The sequence below is a fragment of the Streptomyces sp. GMY02 genome (assembly GCF_019056675.1).
In the GTDB taxonomy this organism is placed as follows: Bacteria; Actinomycetota; Actinomycetes; order Streptomycetales; family Streptomycetaceae; genus Streptomyces; species Streptomyces odonnellii.
The window spans coordinates 5,701,122-5,723,275 of record NZ_CP077658.1; the positions used below are offsets into that span (position 1 = coordinate 5,701,122).

General features: G+C 70.4%; 14 protein-coding genes. All 14 read left to right on the top strand.

The genetic code is table 11. The features are described from left to right. Positions 1-64 precede the first annotated feature (64 nt). The 14 genes from KQY30_RS24120 (at position 65) to KQY30_RS24185 (ending at position 22,023) form a co-directional block, all read left to right on the top strand. The gene (locus tag KQY30_RS24120; RefSeq protein ID WP_046498926.1) at positions 65-1,084 is read left to right on the top strand and encodes a rod shape-determining protein; all 1,020 of its coding nucleotides are present in this window, start codon (positions 65-67) and stop codon (positions 1,082-1,084) included. A gap of 115 nt (positions 1,085-1,199) precedes the next feature. Then, positions 1,200-2,285: a rod shape-determining protein MreC gene (gene mreC, locus KQY30_RS24125; RefSeq protein ID WP_217308615.1), complete on the top strand. Its 1,086-nt coding sequence runs from the start codon at positions 1,200-1,202 to the stop codon at positions 2,283-2,285. A gap of 11 nt (positions 2,286-2,296) precedes the next feature. Next, complete coding sequence (gene mreD / locus KQY30_RS24130; protein ID WP_217308616.1) at positions 2,297-2,974, top strand: rod shape-determining protein MreD; 678 nt, start codon at positions 2,297-2,299, stop codon at positions 2,972-2,974. Next, a complete protein-coding gene (gene mrdA, locus KQY30_RS24135) occupies positions 2,971-5,145 on the top strand; it encodes a penicillin-binding protein 2 (protein WP_217308617.1) in 2,175 nt (724 codons plus the stop codon). The genes mreD and mrdA overlap by 4 nt, the downstream gene beginning before the upstream one ends. 3 nt (positions 5,146-5,148) lie before the next feature. Then, positions 5,149-6,348, top strand: coding sequence for a rod shape-determining protein RodA (gene rodA / locus KQY30_RS24140; protein ID WP_217308618.1), 1,200 nt, complete (start codon positions 5,149-5,151; stop codon positions 6,346-6,348). A 68-nt stretch (positions 6,349-6,416) separates the two neighbouring features. After that, positions 6,417-8,015, top strand: a complete 1,599-nt coding sequence (locus KQY30_RS24145) for a CYTH and CHAD domain-containing protein (protein WP_217308619.1) — start codon at positions 6,417-6,419, stop codon at positions 8,013-8,015. Positions 8,016-8,211: 196 nt separating this feature from the next. Next, positions 8,212-10,137 (top strand): TIGR03960 family B12-binding radical SAM protein, encoded by a 1,926-nt coding sequence (locus KQY30_RS24150; protein WP_217308620.1) that lies wholly within the window; start codon positions 8,212-8,214, stop codon positions 10,135-10,137. Positions 10,138-10,396: 259 nt separating this feature from the next. Continuing rightward, the gene (locus KQY30_RS24155) at positions 10,397-11,179 is read left to right on the top strand and encodes a TIGR03936 family radical SAM-associated protein (RefSeq protein WP_217308621.1); all 783 of its coding nucleotides are present in this window, start codon (positions 10,397-10,399) and stop codon (positions 11,177-11,179) included. A gap of 230 nt (positions 11,180-11,409) precedes the next feature. After that, positions 11,410-15,588: an Rne/Rng family ribonuclease gene (locus KQY30_RS24160; RefSeq protein WP_217308622.1), complete on the top strand. Its 4,179-nt coding sequence runs from the start codon at positions 11,410-11,412 to the stop codon at positions 15,586-15,588. Between the two features lie 265 nt (positions 15,589-15,853). Continuing rightward, the gene (gene rplU, locus KQY30_RS24165) at positions 15,854-16,174 is read left to right on the top strand and encodes a 50S ribosomal protein L21 (protein WP_046498608.1); all 321 of its coding nucleotides are present in this window, start codon (positions 15,854-15,856) and stop codon (positions 16,172-16,174) included. A 14-nt stretch (positions 16,175-16,188) separates the two neighbouring features. Continuing rightward, complete coding sequence (gene rpmA / locus KQY30_RS24170; protein ID WP_217308623.1) at positions 16,189-16,446, top strand: 50S ribosomal protein L27; 258 nt, start codon at positions 16,189-16,191, stop codon at positions 16,444-16,446. 168 nt (positions 16,447-16,614) lie between these two features. Then, positions 16,615-18,051, top strand: coding sequence for a GTPase ObgE (gene obgE, locus KQY30_RS24175; RefSeq protein WP_217308624.1), 1,437 nt, complete (start codon positions 16,615-16,617; stop codon positions 18,049-18,051). Between the two features lie 317 nt (positions 18,052-18,368). Then, positions 18,369-19,877 carry a bifunctional cytidylyltransferase/SDR family oxidoreductase gene (locus KQY30_RS24180; RefSeq protein ID WP_217308625.1) on the top strand — a complete coding sequence of 503 codons (1,509 nt, stop codon included), beginning with the start codon at positions 18,369-18,371 and terminating at the stop codon, positions 19,875-19,877. Between the two features lie 58 nt (positions 19,878-19,935). Next, the gene (locus tag KQY30_RS24185; RefSeq protein WP_217308626.1) at positions 19,936-22,023 is read left to right on the top strand and encodes a hypothetical protein; all 2,088 of its coding nucleotides are present in this window, start codon (positions 19,936-19,938) and stop codon (positions 22,021-22,023) included. The last annotated feature ends 131 nt before the right edge of the window (positions 22,024-22,154 follow it).

Below are 22,154 nucleotides of genomic sequence, written 5' to 3' on the forward strand. Positions count from 1 at the left end.
CCATCCTGAGAAGCCATCAAAGCCTCTATTTGGGAAGGCCAGACGCATCCTCATGGGGAACAACATGTCGTTCATCGGCCGTGACATGGCTGTCGACCTCGGGACCGCCAACACGCTGGTGTACGTCAGAGGCCGGGGGATCGTACTCAACGAGCCGTCCGTCGTCGCCATCAACACCAACACGGGCGGCATTCTCGCGGTCGGCGCCGAAGCCAAGAAGATGATCGGGCGGACCCCCGGCAACATCGTCGCCGTCCGGCCGCTGAAGGACGGCGTGATCGCCGACTTCGAAATCACCGAGCGCATGCTGCGCTACTTCATTCTCAAGATCCACAAGCGCCGCTATCTCGCCCGGCCGCGCGTCGTCGTCTGTGTGCCCTCGGGCATCACGGGGGTCGAGCGCCGCGCCGTCATCGAGGCGTCCACGCAGGCGGGCGCGCGGCAGGTGCACATCATCGAGGAGCCCATGGCCGCGGCCATCGGCTCCGGTCTCCCGGTCCATGAGGCCACCGGCAATATGGTGGTCGACATCGGCGGCGGCACCACCGAAGTCGCGGTGATCTCGCTCGGCGGAATCGTCACCGCGCAGTCGATCCGGGTCGCCGGTGACGAGCTGGACAACGCGATCATCCAGCACATCAAGAAGGAGTACTCGCTCCTTCTGGGTGAGCGCACCGCGGAAAGCATCAAGATCACCATCGGTTCCGCATACGACCTCGACAAGGACGAACACACCGAGATCCGCGGCCGTGATCTGGTCTCCGGACTGCCGAAGACCGTGGTCATCTCCGCCGCCGAGGTCCGCAAGGCCATTGAAGAGCCCGTCAATTCGATCGTCGACGCCGTGAAGACCACCCTCGACAAATGCCCGCCCGAGCTGTCCGGCGATGTGATGGACCGGGGGATCGTGCTCACCGGCGGAGGCGCGCTGCTGCGCGGTCTGGACGAGCGGCTGCGCCGCGAGACCGGAATGCCCATCCATATCGCCGAGGACCCGCTGGACTCCGTCGCGCTCGGAGCCGGCAAGTGTGTCGAGGAGTTCGAAGCGCTCCAGCAGGTGCTGGACGCCCAGCCCCGTCGGTGACACGCTCCCCGCTCCGCCGTACGGAATCCGCTCCCCCGGACCCTCCGTACGGCGGACCGCCGATATCCCCGATCCACGCTGAAACATTCCTACGAGGAAGGCACGGCCGCCGCACGTGAGGGACACACGAGAGAGCCGGCTGCTCCTGGTGCTGCTGATCGCCATCGCGTTCGCACTGATCACGGTGGACATCCGCGGGGGCGAGGGGTCCCCGGTCGACGGCGCGCGGCGGGCCGCCGCGGCGGTCTTCGGCCCGGTGGAGAACGGTGTCGCGGCCGCGGTGGACCCGGTGGGCAACGCCATAGGAGCCGTACGGGACTCCGGCGCGCGGCACGACCGTATCGCCGCTCTCCAGAAGGAGAACACCGCACTCAAGCAGCGGCTCGGCAGCGACGCCCGCAACAACAGCCGGGTGCGCGAGCTGGACAAGATGCTCAAGAAGGCGGGCGCGGGCCAGTACGGCATCAAGGGCGCCGAAGTCATCGCCATAGGAGCCGCGCAGGGCTTCTCCTGGACGGTCACGATCGACGCCGGCGCCGACGACGGCATCCAGCGCGACATGACGGTCATCAACGGGGACGGTCTGGTGGGCCGGGTCACCACGGTCGGCCCGAGCACCGCGACCGTACTGCTCGCCAACGACCCGGACTTCACGGTCGGCACCCGGATGGAGACGACCGACGAACTCGGCTTCGCCACCGGGCAGGGCGACCAGCCGCTGTCCGTGCAGCTCCTCAACGGCAAGTCGAAGGTGAAGAAGGGCGACCGGCTGGTGACCTTCGGGTCCAGCAGGGACAAGCCGTTCGTGCCCGGGGTGCCGGTGGGCGAGGTCGTACGGGTCGATCCGTCCGGCGGGAATCTCACCCGGACCATCTACGTACGGCCGTTCGTCGGGTTCACCAAGCTCGACATCGTCGGTGTGGTGGTCGAGGCGCCCAGGACGGATCCGCGCGACACGGTGCTGCCGCCCAAGCCCAGGGCAGAGCCGACGCCCACCGTCACTGTGACGGTCACGCCGTCGCCGGAGGGCAACCTCGAAGCCAACGGCGACGCCGCGGAACTGGCCGACGGGAACGACCCCGGGAACGGCACGGGTGTCGCGCCCGCCAACCCGCCCGCGAACCCCCAGGCCGATCCGCAGGCGAATCCGCCTGACAATCCGGCCGCCGACGACAACGCCCAAGCGGACGACGACGAGTAGGGCTGATTCCCATGCGCTTCAACCGGATTCTGCTCTCGGCCACGCTCGTTGTGGTGGCCCTGGTCGTCCAGGTCTCGATCCTCTCCCGGCTCCAGCTCCCGGGTGCCGTGCCCGATCTGATGCTGCTCGTCGTCCTCGCGCTGGCCTTCGCGTACGGGCATGTCGGCGGCGCGCTCATCGGCTTCGGCGCCGGGCTGCTGGCCGATCTGGCGCCGCCCGCCGACCATGCGGCGGGGCGCTATGCCCTGGTGCTCTGTGTGATCGGCTATCTGGCCGGGCTCGCCAGGCCCGAGAAGGGCCAGATGAGATCGGCGCTCGGGCCGATGACCGCGGTCGTCGCCGCCGCGGTCGGCTCGACCCTGCTGTACGCGGCGGTGGGCGCCCTCGTCGGGGACACCGCCGCCCGCCATGTGGGCCTCGGCAGCCTGCTGTTCACCGCGGCCGTCTACGATCTGCTCCTCGCGCCGTTCACCATTCCGCTGGTCATGTGGCTGGCGAGACGCGCCGAGAACGATCCGCTCGCCGGTACCGAGAACAACAAGAGCACCGGCGGCTCGGACGTCACCGCGTCCTGGCTCGCCTCCGGCACCGGACTGCGGATCGGCGGGCAGCGCGGCGGACTGTGGGTCAAGGCCGCCCGTAACCGTGCGGCGAGGGCGGGACGTATCAAGGGGGTCAGGCGGCTGTGAGCAACATCCCGGAGACGGGGCGGACCCCGCGGGTCCAGATCCGGCTGATGGTCATCCAGGTCCTTGTCTTCTCCCTGCTTCTCACCCTCGGCGGACGGCTCTGGTACCTCCAGGTGCGCAACGGCCGGGAGTACACGGACGAGGCCAAGAGCAATCACGTACAGCAGGTCGTGCAGCCGGCCGTGCGCGGCTCGATCCTCGACACCCGGGGCGTGCCGCTCGCCGACAACGAGACCCGGCTCGTCGTCTCCACCAGCCGTACGGAGCTGATGAAGATGGAGGACGGCGGCAAGGCCGTCCTGACCCGGCTGGCCGATGTCCTCGGGATGAAACCCAAGGAAGTGATGGACAAGGTCAGGCTCTGCGACTCCAAGACCCCGCAGCCCTGCTGGAACGGTTCCCCGTACCAGCCGATCCCCGTCACCGACGAGGCCACCACCCAGCAGGCCCTCCAGATCCGCGAGCGCGCCGAGGACTTCCCCGGCGTCACCGCCGAGCCCACCGCCGTACGCCGCTACACCGCGCCCGGACTCGCCAACACCGCCCAGGTGCTGGGGTATCTCTCGCCCGTCACCGACGAGGAGATCACCAAGGCGCAGGACACGGACTCGCCGTACCTCCGCTCCGACCAGGTCGGCCGCTCCGGCCTTGAGCGTACGTACGACAAGGAGTTGCGTGGCAAGGCCGGGGTGACCCGCTACGAGGTCGACAACCTGGGCCGGGTCATCGGGCTGGCGCGCAGCGATGTCGCGGTGCCCGGCGACCATGTCGTCACGTCCGTCGACGCGCGGGTGCAGGCCGTCGCCGAGTACGAGCTGAACGAGGCCATGAAGGCCGCCCGCAAGGAGATGGACCGCAACACCAACACCCACTACAAGGCGGACTCCGGCGCCGTCGTCGTCATGGAGGCGAAGACCGGCCGCGTCGTCGCGATGGCCTCCCAGCCGACGTACGACCCCAACGCGTGGGTCGGCGGCATCTCCGCCAAGGACTACGCCAGGCTCACCGGCAAGAAGTCCAACTTCCCGCTGCTGAACCGGGCCATCCAGGGCCAGGCCGCCCCCGGCTCGATCTTCAAGGTGGTCTCCTCGACCGCCGCGGTCAGGGCCGGGTACAACTTCAACGGGAACTACCCGTGCCCCAGTTCGTACAGCATCGGCGGCCAGACCTTCCAGAACTTCGAGTCCCGCGGCTACGGCAGCATCACCCTCGGCAAGGCGCTCGAAGTCTCCTGCGACACCGTCTTCTACGGTCTCGCGCACAAGGAGTGGATCAAGGACGGCGGCCTCAAGCCCAAGAAGGACGCCAAGAACTGGTTCTACACGACGGCCCATCTGTTCGGCCTCGGCAAGGAGACCGGTATCGACCTCCCCAACGAGGTCACGGGCCGGGTCCCGGACCGCGAGTGGAAGCAGAAGTTCTGGGAGGCCAACAAGGACGGCTGGTGCAAGCAGGGCAAGAAGGGCGGCACCTACATCCAGCGGCTCGCCTACGAAGGCTGCCTCGAAGGCAACCGGATGCGCGCCGGTGACTCCGTCAACTACTCGATCGGCCAGGGCGACATCCTCGTCACCCCGATCCAGATGGCGACCATCTACTCGGCGATCTCCAACGGCGGCACCCTCTACAACCCGGTCGTCGGCAAGGCGATCGTCAGCGCCGACGGCAAGCACGTCAGGAAGATCGAGCCCAAGTCGCACGGCAAGCTGCCGATGAACCAGAAGACGCGGGACCAGATCGACAAGGCACTCGCGGCGGTCACCACCACCGGCTCGGCCGCGTGGCGGTTCGGCGGATGGCCGCAGAAGCAGATCCCGATGCACGCCAAGACGGGTACGGCCGAGGTCTACGGCAAGCAGACGACCTCCTGGTTCGCCTCGTACACCAGCGACTACACGATCGTCATGACCATCTCCCAGGGCGGTACCGGCTCCGGGGCCTCCGGTCCCGCCGTACGGAAGATCTACGAAGCGATGTACGGACTGGACCCGAAGGGCAAGCAGGACATCAGCAAGGCCCTGATGCCGGAGCCGCGCACGGAACTGCCGAAGATCCTGCCGGACGGTCAGATCGAGGCGCCGAAGATCCTGCCGTACGACCCGCCCAAGGAACCGCTGGACGAACAGACGCTCGCGGGCCCGCCCGCGCTCGTCACCGCACGAAGGGACTGAGCCATGGCCGGCACAGGTGGCTTCTCGGTCTCCTCATACGGTCCGAAGCGGGGGGCGTGGACGCGGCTCGCGGCCCGTGACTCGATGGCGCGCCGGCTCGACTGGCCGCTGCTCTTCTCGGCGCTGGCGCTGTCGCTGCTGGGCTCGCTGCTGGTGTGGTCGGCGACCCGCAACCGCACCCAGCTCAACCAGGGCGACCCGTACTTCTTCCTGCTGCGGCACCTGCTGAACACCGGTATCGGGGTCGTGCTGATGATCGGCACGATCTGGCTGGGGCACCGCACCCTGCGGGGCGCGGTGCCGGCGCTGTACGGGCTGTCGGTCATCCTGGTCGTGCTGGTGCTCACCCCGCTCGGCGCCACCATCAACGGCGCGCACGCCTGGATCCTGCTTCCCGGGGGCTTCTCGCTCCAGCCGTCCGAGTTCGTGAAGGTCACCATCATCCTGGGGATGGCGATGATGCTGGCGGCCCGGGTGGACGCGGGCGACCAGATCCATCCGGACCACTGGACCGTCGCGAAGTCGCTCGGCGTCGCGGTGCTGCCGATGGCCATCGTGATGCTGATGCCGGACCTCGGTTCCGTGATGGTCATGGTGGTGATCGTGCTCGGGGTGCTGCTGGCCTCGGGCGCGTCCAACCGGTGGATCTTCGGGCTGATAGGAGCGGGGGCGGCGGGCGCGGTCACGGTCGCGGCGCTCGGGCTGCTCGACGAGTACCAGATCAACCGCTTCGCGGCCTTCGCCAACCCGGAGCTGGACCCGGCGGGCGTCGGCTACAACACCAACCAGGCGCGGATCGCGATCGGTTCGGGCGGACTGACCGGCACCGGGCTGTTCAAGGGCTCGCAGACCACCGGGCAGTTCGTGCCCGAGCAGCAGACCGACTTCGTCTTCACGGTCGCCGGCGAGGAGCTGGGATTCGTCGGCGCGGGGCTGATCCTGCTGCTGCTCGGTGTGGTGCTGTGGCGTGCCTGCCGGATCGCGCGGGAGACCACCGAGCTGTACGGGACGATCATCGCGGCCGGGATCATCACCTGGTTCGCGTTCCAGTCCTTCGAGAATGTCGGGATGACGCTGGGGATCATGCCGGTGGCGGGTCTGCCGCTGCCCTTCGTGTCGTACGGAGGCACCTCGATGTTCGCCGTGTGGATAGCGGTGGGGCTGCTCCAGTCGATCCGCGTACAGCGGCCGATGTCGGCGTGAGCGGTGTGAATGGGCTGTTGGGGTCGCAGGGGCTGCCCGGGGGCGGTTCCTGCGACTAAATTCGGTATATGGCGGACACCAAGCGAGAGATCGAGCGGAAGTACGAGCTTCCCGAGGGCGGGCGGAGCCGCGCGGCCAAGGGTGGCGCGCCCGACGGGTCCTTCGAGATGCCGGATCTGACCGGGGTCAAGGGGGTGTCCCGGGTCCGTCCCAAGGGCGTCGTCGAGCTGGACGCGGTCTACTACGACACCCCCGATCTGCGCCTCGCCGCCGACCGGCTCGTCCTCCGCCGCAGAACGGGCGGCGCCGACGAGGGCTGGCATCTGAAGTTCCCGGTCTCCACCGGCATCCGGGACGAGATCCGGGCCCCGCTGACCGAGAGCGTCCCGCGCGAGCTGTACGGGCTGGTCCGCTCCCGGGTCCGCGACGCCGAGCTGGCACCTCTCGTACGGCTGCGGTCCTCCCGCGACCTCACCCATCTGGTGGATACGGAGGGCACCCTGCTCGCCGAGGTGAGCGTCGACGCCGTACGGGCGGAACGCCTCGCCGGTGAGCCCGTCGACGGACAGCCCGCCGCCACCGCCTGGACCGAGGTGGAGGTGGAACTGGGGGACGACGCCGATCCGGCGGTGCTGGACGCGGTGGAGAAGACGCTGCGCAAGGCGGGACTGCGGCCCTCGGAGGTCGGCTCGAAGCTGAGCAGGGCGCTGGCCGAGACGGTCGGGAAGGTACCGGGGGAGAAGGCGGGGAAGGCCGGGAAGGCCGGTGCCGGGGGAGCGGCCGGCACCGCGGCGGACCATGTGCTTGCCTATCTGCGGGTCCAGGCCGACGCGATCGTGGCCCAGGACCCTGCGATCCGCCGCGACCTCCCGGACTCCGTGCACCAGTTGCGGGTCGCCACCCGCCGGATGCGCTCCGCGTTCCGTACGTACGGCAAGGTCATCGACCGGTCGGTTACCGACCCGATCGGCGAGGAGCTGAAGTGGCTCGCCGCCGAGCTGGGCATCGACCGTGACCAGGAGGTGCTCAACGAACGGCTGCTGGCCCGGGTCGGCGAAGTGCCCAGGACCCTGCTGCTCGGGCCGGTGCGCGGCCGGCTCAGGGCCTGGAACGCCGGGCGCAGGGCGGGCTCGCGGAGCAGGACCGTGGGCGTGCTCGACAGCGAGCGCTACCTCGCGTTGCTCGACCGTGTCGACGCGCTGCTGGCGGACCCGCCGCTGCGGGCCGCCGCGGCCGGGGCGCCCGGCAAGGTGCTGCCCGCCGCGGTCATCAAGGACTACGGGCGGCTGGCGGGCCGGGTCGAGGAGGCGCTCGCGCTGCCGCCCGGCGAGGAGCGGGACATCGCCCTGCACAACGCCCGCAAGGCGGCCAAGCGCGCCCGTTACGCGGCCGAGGCGGCGGGGCCCGCGCTGGGCAAGCCGGCCAAGCGGTTCGTCAAGCGGATGAAGACCGTACAGAACGTCCTCGGCGACCACCAGGACAGCGTGGTGGCGCGCGAGGCACTGCGCGGCCTCGCGATCCAGGCGCACGCGGCGGGCGAGCCGGCGTTCACCTGGGGGCTGCTGTACGGGCACGAGGAGGCCCAGGCGGAGCGCAGGGAGCGGGAGCTGCCGAGGGTGTGGGAGAAGGCGTCGGCGGCGCGGCTGCGGGCGGATCTGAGCGGCTGAGCGGGGGCCGAGCGGGGGGTCGGCGCGGGCTGAGCAAGCCCGCGGCGCGGGCTGACGGGCGGTTCGGCGGGGGCTTTGGCGACGGGTCGGGGTCGAGGTGGTGCCGGGGTACGCTGGATGGCCAGCCTCGCCGGTCCACTCGGTCCGGCCGTCTGGTCCACGCACCCGGTCCACCCACCCGGTCCACGAAAGATCTGTGATGCCTGAATCGGTCTTCCCACAGCTCGAAGCCCTGCTCCCGCATGTGCAGAAGCCGATCCAATATGTGGGCGGCGAGCTGAACTCCACCGTCAAGGACTGGGACTCCTGCGATGTCCGCTGGGCGCTGATGTACCCGGACGCGTACGAGGTGGGGCTGCCCAACCAGGGCGTCATGATCCTGTACGAGGTACTGAACGAGCGCGAGGGCGTGCTCGCGGAGCGTACGTACAGCGTCTGGCCGGACCTCGAAGCGCTGATGCGCGAGCACCGGGTCCCGCAGTTCACGGTCGACTCGCACCGGCCGGTCTCCGCCTTCGACGTCCTCGGGCTGAGCTTCTCCACCGAGCTGGGCTACACGAACATGCTCACCGCCCTGGACCTCGCGGGTATCCCGCTCGCGGCCCGGGACCGTACCGTCGACCACCCCATCGTCCTCGCGGGCGGCCACGCGGCCTTCAACCCCGAGCCGATCGCCGAGTTCATCGACTGCGCGGTCATCGGCGACGGCGAGCAGGCCGTCCTGGAGATCACGGAGATCATCCGCGCCTGGAAGGCCGAGGGCAGGCCCGGCGGGCGCGAGGAGGTCCTGTTCCGGCTCGCGAAGACCGGCGGGGTGTACGTCCCCGGCTTCTACGACGTCGAGTACCTGCCGGACGGCCGGATCGCCCGTGTCGTACCGAACAGGTCGGGTGTGCCGTGGCGGGTGTCCAAGCACACCGTGATGGACCTCGACGAGTGGCCGTACCCGAAGCAGCCGCTCGTACCGCTCGCCGAGACCGTCCATGAGCGGATGTCCGTGGAGATCTTCCGCGGCTGTACGCGCGGCTGCCGCTTCTGCCAGGCCGGCATGATCACGCGCCCGGTGCGTGAGCGCAGCATCACCGGCATCGGCGAGATGGTCGAGAAGGGGCTGAAGGCGACCGGCTTCGAGGAGGTCGGGCTGCTCTCGCTGTCCTCCGCCGACCACAGTGAGATCGGCGACATCGCCAAGGGTCTCGCCGACCGGTACGAGGACGACAAGATCGGCCTTTCCCTGCCGTCCACCCGTGTCGACGCGTTCAATGTCGACCTGGCCAACGAGCTGACCAGGAACGGCCGCAGGTCCGGGCTGACCTTCGCGCCCGAGGGCGGCTCCGAGCGGATGCGCAAGGTCATCAACAAGATGGTCTCGGAGGAGGACCTGATCCGTACGGTCTCCACCGCGTACGGCAACGGCTGGCGCCAGGTGAAGCTGTACTTCATGTGCGGCCTGCCTACCGAGACCGACGAGGACGTCCTCCAGATCGGCGACATGGCCGTCAAGGTCATCGCCGAGGGCCGCAAGGTCTCCGGGCAGAACGACATCCGCTGCACGGTCTCGATCGGCGGCTTCGTGCCCAAGCCGCACACCCCGTTCCAGTGGGCGCCGCAGCTCAGCGCCGAGGAGACCGACGCGCGTCTGGAGAAGCTCCGGGACAAGATCCGCGGCGACAAGAAGTACGGCCGCTCGATCGGCTTCCGCTACCACGACGGCAAGCCCGGCATCGTCGAGGGCCTGCTCTCCCGGGGTGACCGGCGCATCGGCGCGGTGATCCGCGCGGTGTACGAGGACGGCGGCCGCTTCGACGGATGGCGCGAGCACTTCTCGTACGACCGCTGGATGGCCTGCGCGGAGAAGGCCCTGCCGGAGTACGGCGTGGACGTCGCCTGGTACACCACGCGCGAGCGCACCTACGAGGAGGTCCTGCCCTGGGACCACCTGGACTCCGGTCTCGACAAGGACTGGCTCTGGGAGGACTGGCAGGACGCGCTCGACGAGACGGAGGTCGAGGACTGCCGCTGGACGCCGTGCTTCGACTGCGGTGTGTGCCCGCAGATGGACACGCAGATCCAGATCGGCCCGACGGGCAAGAAGCTGCTGCCGCTGACGGTCGTCAAGTAGGTCACATCAGCCGTAGCTGACGGTCGTCACGCAGTCGACATCCGTCAGTGTCCGTCGGTCGTCAGCGATACGGAGCGGCCAGGGGGCCACGAGCCTGGGGAACTCCTGGGGGCCCGTGCGCGTACTCTGGGTAGTACAACGATCGTCCCCGGGGGATGGCCCCCATGTCCGAGGGCGGCGCGTCACCGCGTACCGCCCGCACCGAGGAGAAGAAGCACTGGGCAAGCGACAGCCCGAAGGTCCGCCGCCCGCACCGGCGGTGCAGCGCATCCGACTGCGCTACACCAAGCGAGGCCGCCTCCGGTTCACCAGCCACCGTGACTTCCAGCGCGCTTTCGAGCGGGCACTGCGCCGCGCCGACGTACCCATGGCGTACTCGGCGGGGTTCACTCCGCATCCGAAGGTGTCGTACGCCAATGCCGCACCCACCGGCACGGGCAGCGAGGCCGAGTTCCTGGAGATCGCCCTGGCGGAGGCCCGTGACCCGGACAGGCTGCGCGAGCTGCTCGACGAGTCGCTGCCGGCCGGGCTCGACATCATCGACGCCGTCGAGGCCCGTACGTCGGGGCTCGCCGACCGGCTGACCGCTTCCGTGTGGGAGCTGCGGCTGGACGGGGTTGAGCCCGAGGCGGCCGAGCGCGCCGTGGCGGCGTTCCTCGCGGCCGGGTCGGTCGAGGTGGAGCGCCGTACGAAGAGCGGTCTGCGGACCTTCGACGCACGGTCCGCCGTGATCTCACTGGAGGCGGGTCGTCCACAGGCCGATAGGCCGGGGGACGCGCCCTGTGCGATACTGCGCCTGGTTGTTCGGCACGCAACACCCGCCGTACGACCCGACGACGTCCTGTCCGGTCTCCGAGCTGTGGCCGACCTGGCGCCGCCGGTCCCCGCTGCGGTGACCAGGCTGGCGCAGGGGCTCTTCGACGAGGAGTCCGGCACGGTGACCGACCCGCTCGCGCCCGACCGCGAGGCAGTGCGGCCCGCCCCATCCGAGGCCGCCGTACTCGCCGCCGCGAAGGCGCCGGAAGGTGCAGGTTCCGCGTAGGCGGTCGTTGTAGCGCAGCCCTGGGACTCGGGAGCCACCTGGGTCGGGCCGCGCGATGACCAGAAGACTTTCGCCAGGCCGTGCGTACAGCGCGCAGGGAACCGGCGAGCCAGACATAACAGCTCCCGTGCGGCGCCCGCGCCCCGGACGGCGGCATTCGCGCACTGCGCGGGCCGCGGCCGGACCGGACCAGGCGCGGCGCCCGGGAGCGTGACGGGAGAAACCCCCGCATGCTTGAGCCCATCGAACCCGGGACGCCCGGGGACACCACCGACAACGAACAGACCGAGCAGTCGGCGCAGAGCGAGCAGGCAGCGCAGAGCGACCAGAGCGACCAGCCGGTTCAGAACGACACCCCCAGCGACACGCTGCCGCCGCGCCGCAGGCGCCGCGCCGCGTCCCGGCCCGCCGGGCCGCCGGCCGGGGCCGAGGCGGCGGAGGCCGTGAGCGCGGCCGAGACGGTCGTGCCGGCCATACCGGCCGCTGAGGCGGCCGTGGCCGTGGAACCCGCCGAGGCCGAGGAGACCGAGGCAGCCGCTGCCGTCGTCGTCGAGGAGCCCGCGCCGCCGCGGGTGCGCCGTCGTGCGACGCGCAAGGTCGCGGCCCCGGCTCCGGAGGTGACCGCGACGGAGAGTACGGAGAGTGCCGAGACGGTTGCGGCCGCTGAGCCCGCCGAGACCGCTGCGGCCGTCGTACCGGAGGAGGCCGCCGCGCCGGAGCCCGCCGCGCCGCGCACCCGGCGGCGTGCGACTCGTAAGACCGCGGCTCCCGAGGTGACCGCCGAGGCCGCCGAGGCCGCCGTGTCGGAGGAGCCCGCCGCCGAGCCCGCGCCCGCGACCCGTACCCGGCGGCGTGCCACTCGTAAGGCCACCGCGCCCGAGGCCACCGCCAGCGAGCCCGCCGCCGAGCAGGCCGTGACCGTCGTTCCCGAGGCCGCCGCCGAGCAGGCAGGGTCCGCCGAGGCCGTCACCGAGGAGCCCGCGCCGGTCATTCGTACGCGCCGTCGCGCCCGCAGGGCCACCGCGCCCGCCGGTGCGCCGGGCGCCGAGGCGAGCGAGAACCAGCAGGGCGAGGGTCTGCCGCAGGACACGGTCGCGCAGATCAGCGCCGACGAGGAGCAGGTCAGGGCCGCCGAGAAGGCCGCAGGTCGTGGCCGTACGCGCCGCAGGGTCACCGCGCCGGAGACCGCGCCCGAGCCCGAGCCGGTGACCGCCGCGGCGGTGCAGGAGGCCGAGGCGCCCGAGCGCACGCGCCGCCGCACCGTCCGGCCCGCCGTCGCCGTTTTCCAGGCGCCGGTCTTCACGGAGCCGATGTTCCAGACGCCGGAGACCGCGGCTGCCGCTGCCGCCGCCGTCCGGCCCGCGTACGACGACACGTACGACACCGACCCGGCCGTCGACGACTTCGACGACCGCTACGCCGACCACACCGACGACGCCGACGACCCCGTGCACGAGAGCGTCTCGGCGCCCGAGCCGGTCGCCGCGCCGGAGCCGTCCGGCCGCCGTCGGCGCCGTCGCCGCGGCGAGCACGCCGAGCCCGTCGAGAGCGCGCCGGCCGTGGAGGACACGCTCCGTGAGCAGGCGGACGAGTCCGGGGCCGAGGCGGAGCAGTCCGCCGAGGGCGACGACTCCGACGAGTACGAGGACCGGCCCTCGCGCCGTCGCCGCAGGGGCGGCCGGCGCCGTCGCCGTGGCGAGTCCGCCGAGGCCGACGAGACCACGGACGAGCAGCAGGACGAGTCCGCCGCCGAGGACACGGACCGCGCGAGCGACAGCGACGACGAGGAGCACGAGGACGAGGACGCGGCAGCAGCCGAGTCGTCGGAATCTTCGGGGGGCGGCGGTTCGTCCAGCAGCCGTCGCCGCCGTCGCCGTCGCCGCCGCAGCGGTGACGGAGCCGCCGAGGCCGACTCGGGCGGTGACGACCCGGAGCGTACGGTCGTCAAGGTCCGCGAGCCGCGCGAGCGGCGCGGCAAGGACACCGAGGCCGGCACCAGCGGTGACGAAGTCCAGTCCATCAAGGGCTCGACCCGGCTGGAGGCCAAGAAGCAGCGCCGCCGCGAGGGGCGCGAGCAGGGCCGCCGCAGGGTGCCGATCATCACGGAGGCGGAGTTCCTCGCCCGCCGCGAGGCCGTCGAGCGTGTGATGGTCGTCCGCCAGAGCGGCGAGCGGACCCAGATCGGCGTCCTCGAAGACAACGTGCTCGTCGAGCACTACGTCAACAAGGAGCAGGCCACTAGCTACGTCGGCAATGTGTACCTGGGCAAGGTGCAGAACGTACTGCCGTCCATGGAGGCCGCCTTCGTCGACATCGGCAAGGGGCGCAACGCCGTCCTGTACGCGGGTGAGGTCAACTTCGAGGCGCTCGGCATGGCCAACGGGCCGCGCCGGATCGAGAGCGCCCTCAAGTCCGGCCAGTCCGTACTCGTCCAGGTGACGAAGGACCCGATCGGGCACAAGGGCGCCCGGCTCACCAGCCAGGTGTCGCTGCCCGGCCGCTATCTGGTCTATGTGCCCGAGGGCTCAATGACCGGTATCAGCCGCAAGCTGCCCGACACCGAGCGGGCGCGGCTGAAGACCATCCTCAAGAAGATCGTCCCCGAGGACGCGGGCGTGATCGTCCGTACGGCCGCCGAGGGCGCCAGCGAGGACGAGCTGCGCCGCGATGTCGAACGGCTCCAGGGGCAGTGGGAGGACATCAGGAAGAAGGCGAAGAGCGGCAACGCGCCGACCCTTCTCTACGGTGAGCCCGACATGACCGTCCGGGTCGTCCGCGACATCTTCAACGAGGACTTCACCAAGGTCATCGTGAGCGGTGACGAGGCGTGGCGGACCATCCACGGCTATGTCACGCATGTCGCGCCGGACCTGTCCGACCGGCTGTCGCGCTGGACGAGCGAGGTCGACGTCTTCGCGACGTACCGGATCGACGAGCAGCTCATGAAGGCGCTGGACCGCAAGGTCTGGCTGCCCAGCGGCGGTTCGCTGGTGATCGACAAGACCGAGGCCATGGTCGTGGTCGACGTCAACACCGGGAAGTTCACCGGGCAGGGCGGCAACCTTGAGGAGACCGTCACCAGGAACAACCTGGAGGCGGCCGAGGAGATCGTGCGCCAGCTCCGGCTGCGCGACCTCGGCGGGATCGTCGTCATCGACTTCATCGACATGGTGCTGGAGTCCAACCGGGATCTGGTGCTGCGGCGGCTGCTGGAGTGCCTGGGCCGTGACCGTACGAAGCACCAGGTCGCCGAGGTCACCTCGCTGGGCCTGGTGCAGATGACCCGGAAGCGGGTCGGGCAGGGGCTGCTGGAGTCCTTCTCCGAGACCTGTGTCCACTGCAACGGCCGCGGTGTGATCGTGCACATGGAACAGCCGACGGCGGCCGGTGGCGGCGGGAACGGCAAGCGGTCCAAGAAGCGCGGTCGCGGCGGAGCCGGTGCGGACCACGAGCACGACCATGAGCACGAGCCCGTGGAGATCGTGGCGGAGACCGAGACCGAGGCCGAGCACGAGAGCGAGGCGGAGGTCGCGGCGGAGGTGGCGGCTCCGGCCGCGCTGGCCGAGCCCGCCTTCGCTCCGGACGAGGAGCTGTACAGCAGCGTCGCCGAGGCGGAGGCGGCGGTACGGGGCCGTTCGCGGCGCCGGGCCACCCGCAAGGCGACGGCTCCGGCCGGCGTGCCCAAGGCCGTGGAGCCGCAGGTGCCTGCCGAGGTCGAGGCCGTGCTGTCGGCGCCGGAGGCCGAGCCCGAGGCGCTGGTGGAAGCGGCGGAGGTCCCCAAGGCCCGTACGCGCCGCCGGGCCACACGCAAGGCGACGGCTCCGGCCGGTTCGCCGAAGGCCGTGGACGCGGCGGCGGTGGCCGAGGTGGTGCTGCCCGCGCCCGAGACCGTACCCGCGCCGGCCGGACCCGAGCTGGTGTCCGAGCTGGTGGCCGCCGAGACGGCCGGGGCCGGGGCGCCCGTGGCCGTCGCCGAGGAGGCGCCGGCCGTGGCTCCGCCGCGGGCGCGGCGCCGGGTGACCCGCAAGGTCACCGCACCGGCGGGACCGCCGTCGGGCGGGGAGGACGGAGCGGTCGTGGTGGTGGCGTCGGGCGCCACGTCCGACAGGTCCGAGGAGGCCGCCGCCGGCTCCGACGGGGCCGCCGGGACGTCGTCCGCGGCGGAGCCCCAGGACGCGGGCGCCCAGGATGCTCCGGAAGAGGCGTCCGTACCGGCCAAGAAGACGGCACGCAAGACCGCCGCCAAGAAGGCCACCACGAAGAAGGCCGCCGCCAAGAAGACGACGGCCAAGAAGGCCGCGGCGAAGAAGACGACGGTCAAGAAGACGGCCGCGAAGTCGGCGGCGAAGAAGACCGCGGCGGCGGAGCAGCAGACGCCCTCGGGCGTCAGCGCCACCACGGAGGACTGAGGCCCCGGACGCTGGACGGGCACCTTCCCGACGTCGCACGGGCCGGCCGCATGGCCGGCCCGTACGACGTGAGGGGGCTGGTTTGACCCTCCCGAGGGCGGGCCCGTAGTCTGAACCTTCGGCGTGCTCCTGTGCGCGCCCACTCCTGAGCACCCACCTCCCGGACTCCGGGGGAGGCCGCTCGTCCTCTCAGGACCGCCATGGGCCCCGGCCCGTGCGGGCGGCTGGCATCAGGGGTTCCGTTCCGAGCGAGAGTGAGATCCGCGTGTACGCCATCGTGCGCAGCGGTGGCCGCCAGCACAAGGTTGCTGTCGGCGACATCGTCGAGGTTGACAAGATTTCCACCGCCAAGGTCGGCGACACGGTGGAGCTCAGGACCCTGCTCGTGGTCGACGGCGATGCCGTGACCAGCGACCCGTGGGTGCTGGACGGCATCAAGGTCACGGCCGAGGTCGTGGACCACCACAAGGGCGCGAAGATCGACATCCTGCGCTACAAGAACAAGACCGGCTACCGCCGTCGCCAGGGTCACCGTCAGCAGTACACGGCGATCAAGGTCACCGGTATCCCCGCGGCCGCGAAGTAAGGGACTGAGGAGACATGGCACACAAGAAGGGCGCATCGTCCACCCGGAACGGGCGCGACTCGAACGCTCAGCGGCTCGGCGTGAAGCGCTTCGGCGGTCAGGTCGTCAACGCCGGTGAGATCCTCGTCCGCCAGCGCGGCACGCACTTCCACCCGGGCACCGGCGTCGGCCGCGGCGGCGACGACACGCTGTTCGCGCTGAACCCGGGCGCGGTGGAGTTCGGCACCAGCCGTGGCCGCAAGGTTGTGAACATCGTTCCGGTCGCCGAGTAATCCGGCAGCCGTAGAGCGGTTCTCCTCTGCCCGGCGGGGCTGTTCGTCAGCACCGCGTGGCAGAGCGTTTCACCTCGCGAGGGCGGACCTCACTTCCCGGCCGGGAAGCGGGTCCGCCCTTCGCACGTTGCACGCGTCAGAGATGTACGTACGTACGGGAGGCACCCCATGACCACCTTCGTGGACCGCGTCGAGCTGCATGTCGCCGCGGGTAACGGAGGCCACGGCTGCGCCTCCGTACACCGGGAGAAGTTCAAGCCGCTCGGCGGCCCGGACGGCGGGAACGGCGGGCACGGCGGTGATGTGATCCTGGTCGTCGACCAGTCCGTCACGACCCTGCTCGACTACCACCACTCGCCGCACCGCAAGGCCACCAACGGCAAGCCCGGCGAGGGCGGCAACCGCTCGGGCAAGGACGGGCAGGACCTGGTCCTGCCGGTGCCCGACGGTACGGTCGTCCTCGACCGGCAGGGCAATGTCCTCGCCGACCTGGTCGGGCAGGGCACCACCTATGTCGCCGCCGAGGGCGGCCGGGGCGGGCTCGGCAACGCCGCGCTGGCCTCGGCCCGGCGCAAGGCCCCCGGTTTCGCGCTGCTCGGCGAGCCCGGCACGGCGGGCGAGGTCGTGCTGGAGCTGAAGACGGTCGCCGATGTGGCGCTCGTCGGCTATCCGAGCGCCGGCAAGTCCTCGCTGATCTCGGTACTCTCCGCGGCCAAGCCGAAGATCGCGGACTATCCGTTCACCACGCTGGTGCCCAACCTGGGCGTGGTCACGGCCGGTTCGACCGTCTACACCATCGCGGACGTCCCGGGGCTGATCCCGGGCGCCAGCCAGGGGCGCGGTCTGGGGCTGGAGTTCCTGCGCCATGTCGAGCGCTGCTCGGTGCTCGTCCATGTGCTGGACACGGCGACGCTGGAGTCCGACCGCGACCCGGTCACCGACCTCGATGTGATCGAGGAGGAGCTGACGCAGTACGGCGGTCTGGGCGGTCGGCCGCGGGTCGTCGTCCTCAACAAGGTCGACATCCCGGACGGCCGGGACCTGGCCGAGATGATCAGGCCCGAGCTCGAACAGCGCGGCTACCGTGTCTTCGAGGTGTCGGCGGTGGCCCATTCGGGGCTCAGGGAGCTGTCGTTCGCGCTCGCCGAGATCGTCGCGCGGGCGCGCGCCGAGAAGCCGAAGGAAGAGGCGACCCGGATCGTCATCCGGCCCAAGGCCGTCGACGACGCGGGGTTCACCGTCACCCTGGAGGACGACGGGATCTACCGGGTGCGCGGCGAGAAGCCCGAACGCTGGGTGCGCCAGACCGACTTCAACAACGACGAGGCCGTCGGCTATCTCGCGGACCGGCTCAACCGGCTCGGGGTCGAGGACGCGCTGATGAAGGCCGGTGCGCGGGCGGGCGACGGAGTGGCCATCGGGGCGGAGGACGACGCGGTCGTCTTCGACTGGGAGCCGACGATGATGGCGGGTGCGGAGATGCTCGGACGGCGTGGCGAGGACCACCGTCTCGAGGCACCGCGGCCGGCCGCGCAGCGGCGCAGGGACCGGGACGCGGAGCGGGACGAGGCGCAGCGGGAGTACGACGCGTTCCATCCCTTCTAAAGAGGTGTCCTCTTCTGAAGAGGCGTCCTCGGGGGTGTCCTCAGTCGCCGGACGGGCTGGTTCTTGGGCCGTTTCTTAGGCCGTCCGGCCGCAGAGTTGGTTCCGCAGGGGCGGTCATGGCGTTTTCGCCGTGACCGCCCCTTTCGTGTGGTGTCCCTCACGCCCGGTTTTCGGTGTCGAACCGGGGGTGTACTAGTGTTCCCAGGTGAATCAGGGGTTGCGGGCCGATGTCGCTGGGCTGTGGTCCACCTTGCGAGAGGATTGCCGCGGGTGGGACCATCGCCTCATCCTCTGAGCCCGCAAGGTAGGTCAGTTCTGTGTCTGCAACTTCCGCGTCGCCCGCGAAGCCCCGTACCACCGCCGTCGTCCTGGCGGGCGGCACCGGTCAGCGAGTGGGCCTGTCGATCCCGAAGCAGTTGCTGAAGATCGCGGGGAAGGCGGTCATCGAGCACACACTGTCGGTGTTCGAGCGGAGCGACTCGATCGACGATGTCATCGTGCTGATGGCTCCCGGCTATGTGCCGGACGTGGAGAAGATCGTCGCCAAGGCCGGTCTCGCCAAGGTCAGCAGGATCATCGAGGGCGGCTCGACACGGAACGAGACCACCGAGCGCGCCATCGCGGCCCTCGGCGAGGGTCTGGCGGACGGCGAGGACCGCAATGTCCTCTTCCACGACGCCGTGCGCCCGCTGCTCTCGCAGCATGTGATCAAGGACTGTGTGGAGGCGCTGGAGCGCTACCAGGCCGTGGATGTGGCGATCCCGTCCGCGGACACGATCATCGTGACCCGTACGCACGGCGAGGACGGCGAGTTCATCACGGACGTCCCCGACCGGTCCCGGCTGCGGCGCGGCCAGACCCCGCAGGCGTTCAAGCTCTCCACCATCCGCAGGGCGTACGAGATCGCCGCCGGTGACCCCAACTTCCAGGCGACCGACGACTGTTCGGTGGTGCTGAGGTATCTGCCGGACGTGCCGATCCATGTGGTGGCGGGCGACGAGTTCAATATGAAGGTGACGCAGCCGGTCGATGTCTTCATCGCCGACAAGCTCTTCCAGCTCGCCTCCGCCACCGCCCCGCAGCAGTCCTCGGACGACTCGTACCGGGAGCTGCTGACCGGCAGGACGGTGGTCGTGTTCGGCGGCTCGTACGGCATCGGCGCGGACATCGCGCAGCTCGCGCAGGACTTCGGCGCCGCGGTCTACGCGCTGGGGCGCTCCACGACCGGTACGCATGTCGAGAACCCGGAACATGTCGACGACGCGCTCTCCCGCGCCTATGCCGAGACCGGCCGTATCGACTACGTCGTCAACACCGCGGGAGTGCTCCGTATCGGCAAGCTGGCCGAGACGGACAACACCACCATTCAGGAAGCGCTGAACGTCAACTATCTGGCGCCGGTGCAGATCGCCCGCGCCTCGTACAAATACCTTTCCGAGACCAAGGGCCAGCTCCTGCTCTACACCTCCAGCAGCTATACGCGCGGGCGCGCCGAGTACAGCCTCTACTCGTCCACGAAGGCGGCCATGGTGAATCTCACCCAGGCGCTCTCCGACGAATGGGCGGCCGACGGGATCCGGGTCAATTGCGTGAATCCCGAGCGCACGGCCACCCCGATGCGCACCAGGGCGTTCGGCCAGGAGCCCGAGGGATCGCTGCTCTCCTCCGAGGCGGTCGCCAGGACCTCGCTCGATGTGCTGCTGTCCGAGCTGACCGGCCATGTCATCGACGTACGGCAGCAGGATCCGACCCGGGGCGCCTCCGAGGCGTCCGATTTCGAGCAGGCGCTCGCCGCCGTACTGGACCGTCAGGAAGATGTGAAATAATCCCCGTTTTCCCGTTTATCCATTTGCTCGTTCTTCCGCGGTCTGGAGCAGGTTTTCCGTGATTTCGACAGCCATTCGCCTGGCCCGTGTGGGCAGCGGAGCAGAGCTGGCAGCCGCACTTCTGCTGGGAATCTCCTTCCCGTGCGTGATGGTCGCCGCGATACTTCCCCAACTCTGGTTCTTCGCGGCGGCCGCCGCTGTGACCTATCTCGCGGACACCTTTCTGCACCAGCGCGGCAGCTATCTGGTGAACCGGCTCGCCAAGGTGCGCGCCGGTCTGTCGATCCGCTTTCTGATCCGGCAGATGCTGCTGGTGCTGCTGGTCGCGCGCTCGGGGCTCGGCGAGGACCGGATCTTCTATGTGACCGTGGTCGCCGTGCTGGCGTTCTACGGGCTCCAGGCCCCGCACGGCGCGATCGTCACCCTGCTCAGGCTGCGCCGTAAGCTGCCCGTGGTCACCCGCAACATCGACCTGGGCGCGCTGCGGATCCCGGACGCCCCGCCGCGCTGGCTGCTCAACCGCTCCGCCGAGAAGATGCTCCATCTGGACGTCTTCGCCATGGTGGGGGTGCTGGTGACGCTGGAGACCCGGGACAACCTGTACGGCTTCGCGGGCCTGGGTCTGTCGGTGGCGCTGGCCGCGGGCTATGTCATGGGACTGCTGCCGTATCTGCGCCCGAGCCGGCTCGTACCGCCCGCCGAGAAGGTGCTCAAGGCGGTGGACGGCTGGCTCGCCGACTACCGGCCGACCGTGATGCTGTACTTCTCCGGCTCCAAGGAGTCCGCGTACCAGGTCAACATGTGGCTGGAGACGATGGGCGAGCTGGAGGGGCGGCCGCTGATCGTGCTGCGTGAGCGGGTCATAGCGCAGCAGCTCGGGCCGACGGCCGTGCCGGTGCTGTGCGTGCCCGGCGGGGTGCATCTGATGAACCTGGACCTGTCGACCGTACGGGTCGCGCTGTACGCGGCGAATGTCGGCAAGAACATCCATATGCTGCGCGTTCCGACCATGCGGCATGTCTTCATCGGGCACGGCGACAGCGACAAGCTCGCCAGCGTCAATCCGTTCAGCAAGGCGTACGACGAGGTGTGGACCGCGGGCCGGGCCGGGCGCGACCGGTACGCGCTGGCCGATGTCGGGGTGCGGGACGAGGACATCGTCGAGGTGGGCCGTCCGCAGCTCGCCCCGATCCGGCCGGCGGGCGGCACCGGGGCCGACGCCGGCGGCGCTTCGGGGAACCCGATTCCGACCGTGCTGTACGCCCCCACCTGGGAGGGCTGGGACGACAGCCCCGGCAACACCTCGCTGGTGGCGGCCGGCGAGAACATCGTCAAGGCGCTGCTGACCGCGGAGCCACCCGTTCGGGTGCTCTACAAGCCGCACCCCTTCACCGGGACCCGCAGCCCCAAGGCGAAGGCCGCGCACGAGCGGATCGTCGCGCTGCTGGAGAAGGCCGCCGCCGAGCGTGCCACCGACGCCCGCTGGGCCGAGCGGGCCGCCGAGCTCCGTGCCGACCGGACGGCGGCGCGGGCCGAGCTGACCCGTATCGAGGCGCGGCTGACCGCGCTGTCCGCGGTCGCCGACGCGAGCCGGGACGAGGCGGAGGAGTCGCGCGACGCCAAGGCCGACCCGGCGCGGCTGGCCGAGCTGACCCGGCTGCGGGACGAGTGGAACGGCGCGTACTGGCGCTCCTTCGGCTGGTGGGAGCACCGTGTCATCGGCGGCGCCGAGCCCCGGCTCTACGACTGCTTCAACGAGTCGGACGCGATGGTCTCCGACATCTCCAGCGTGGTGTCGGACTTCATCGCGAGCGGCAAGCCGTACGCGGTGACCGACTCGGCGGGTCTGGGCGCCGAGGAGTTCAAGCGGCAGAACACCGCGGTGCGGGCAGCCGTGATCCTCTCCAACAGCGCCGCGGAACTGGGCCAGTTGCTCGCCGCGGTGGCCGATCGCGCGGCCGACCGGCTGGCGGCCGACCGCCGCGAGCTGAAGCGCTACCTGCTCGGCCCCGACGACCCCTCGTCGATCGAGCGCTTCAACGCGGCGGCACGCGCGCTGGCGGCGAAGGCACAGGCACGCAACGCGGGAGTCGAACAGCGGATGGCGGGGCCCGAAGAAGCCGCGACACCGGCCGTACGGGGCTAACACCCGGGCTGTACACGGCCGGGGCTAACACCCGGGCCGCACACGGCAGATGAGGCTCTGACGCATGGCCTCGGCCCGGCAGGGCGCCTTCGGGCGCGCTGCCGGGCCTTTTCCGTACGGGAGTTGAGCAC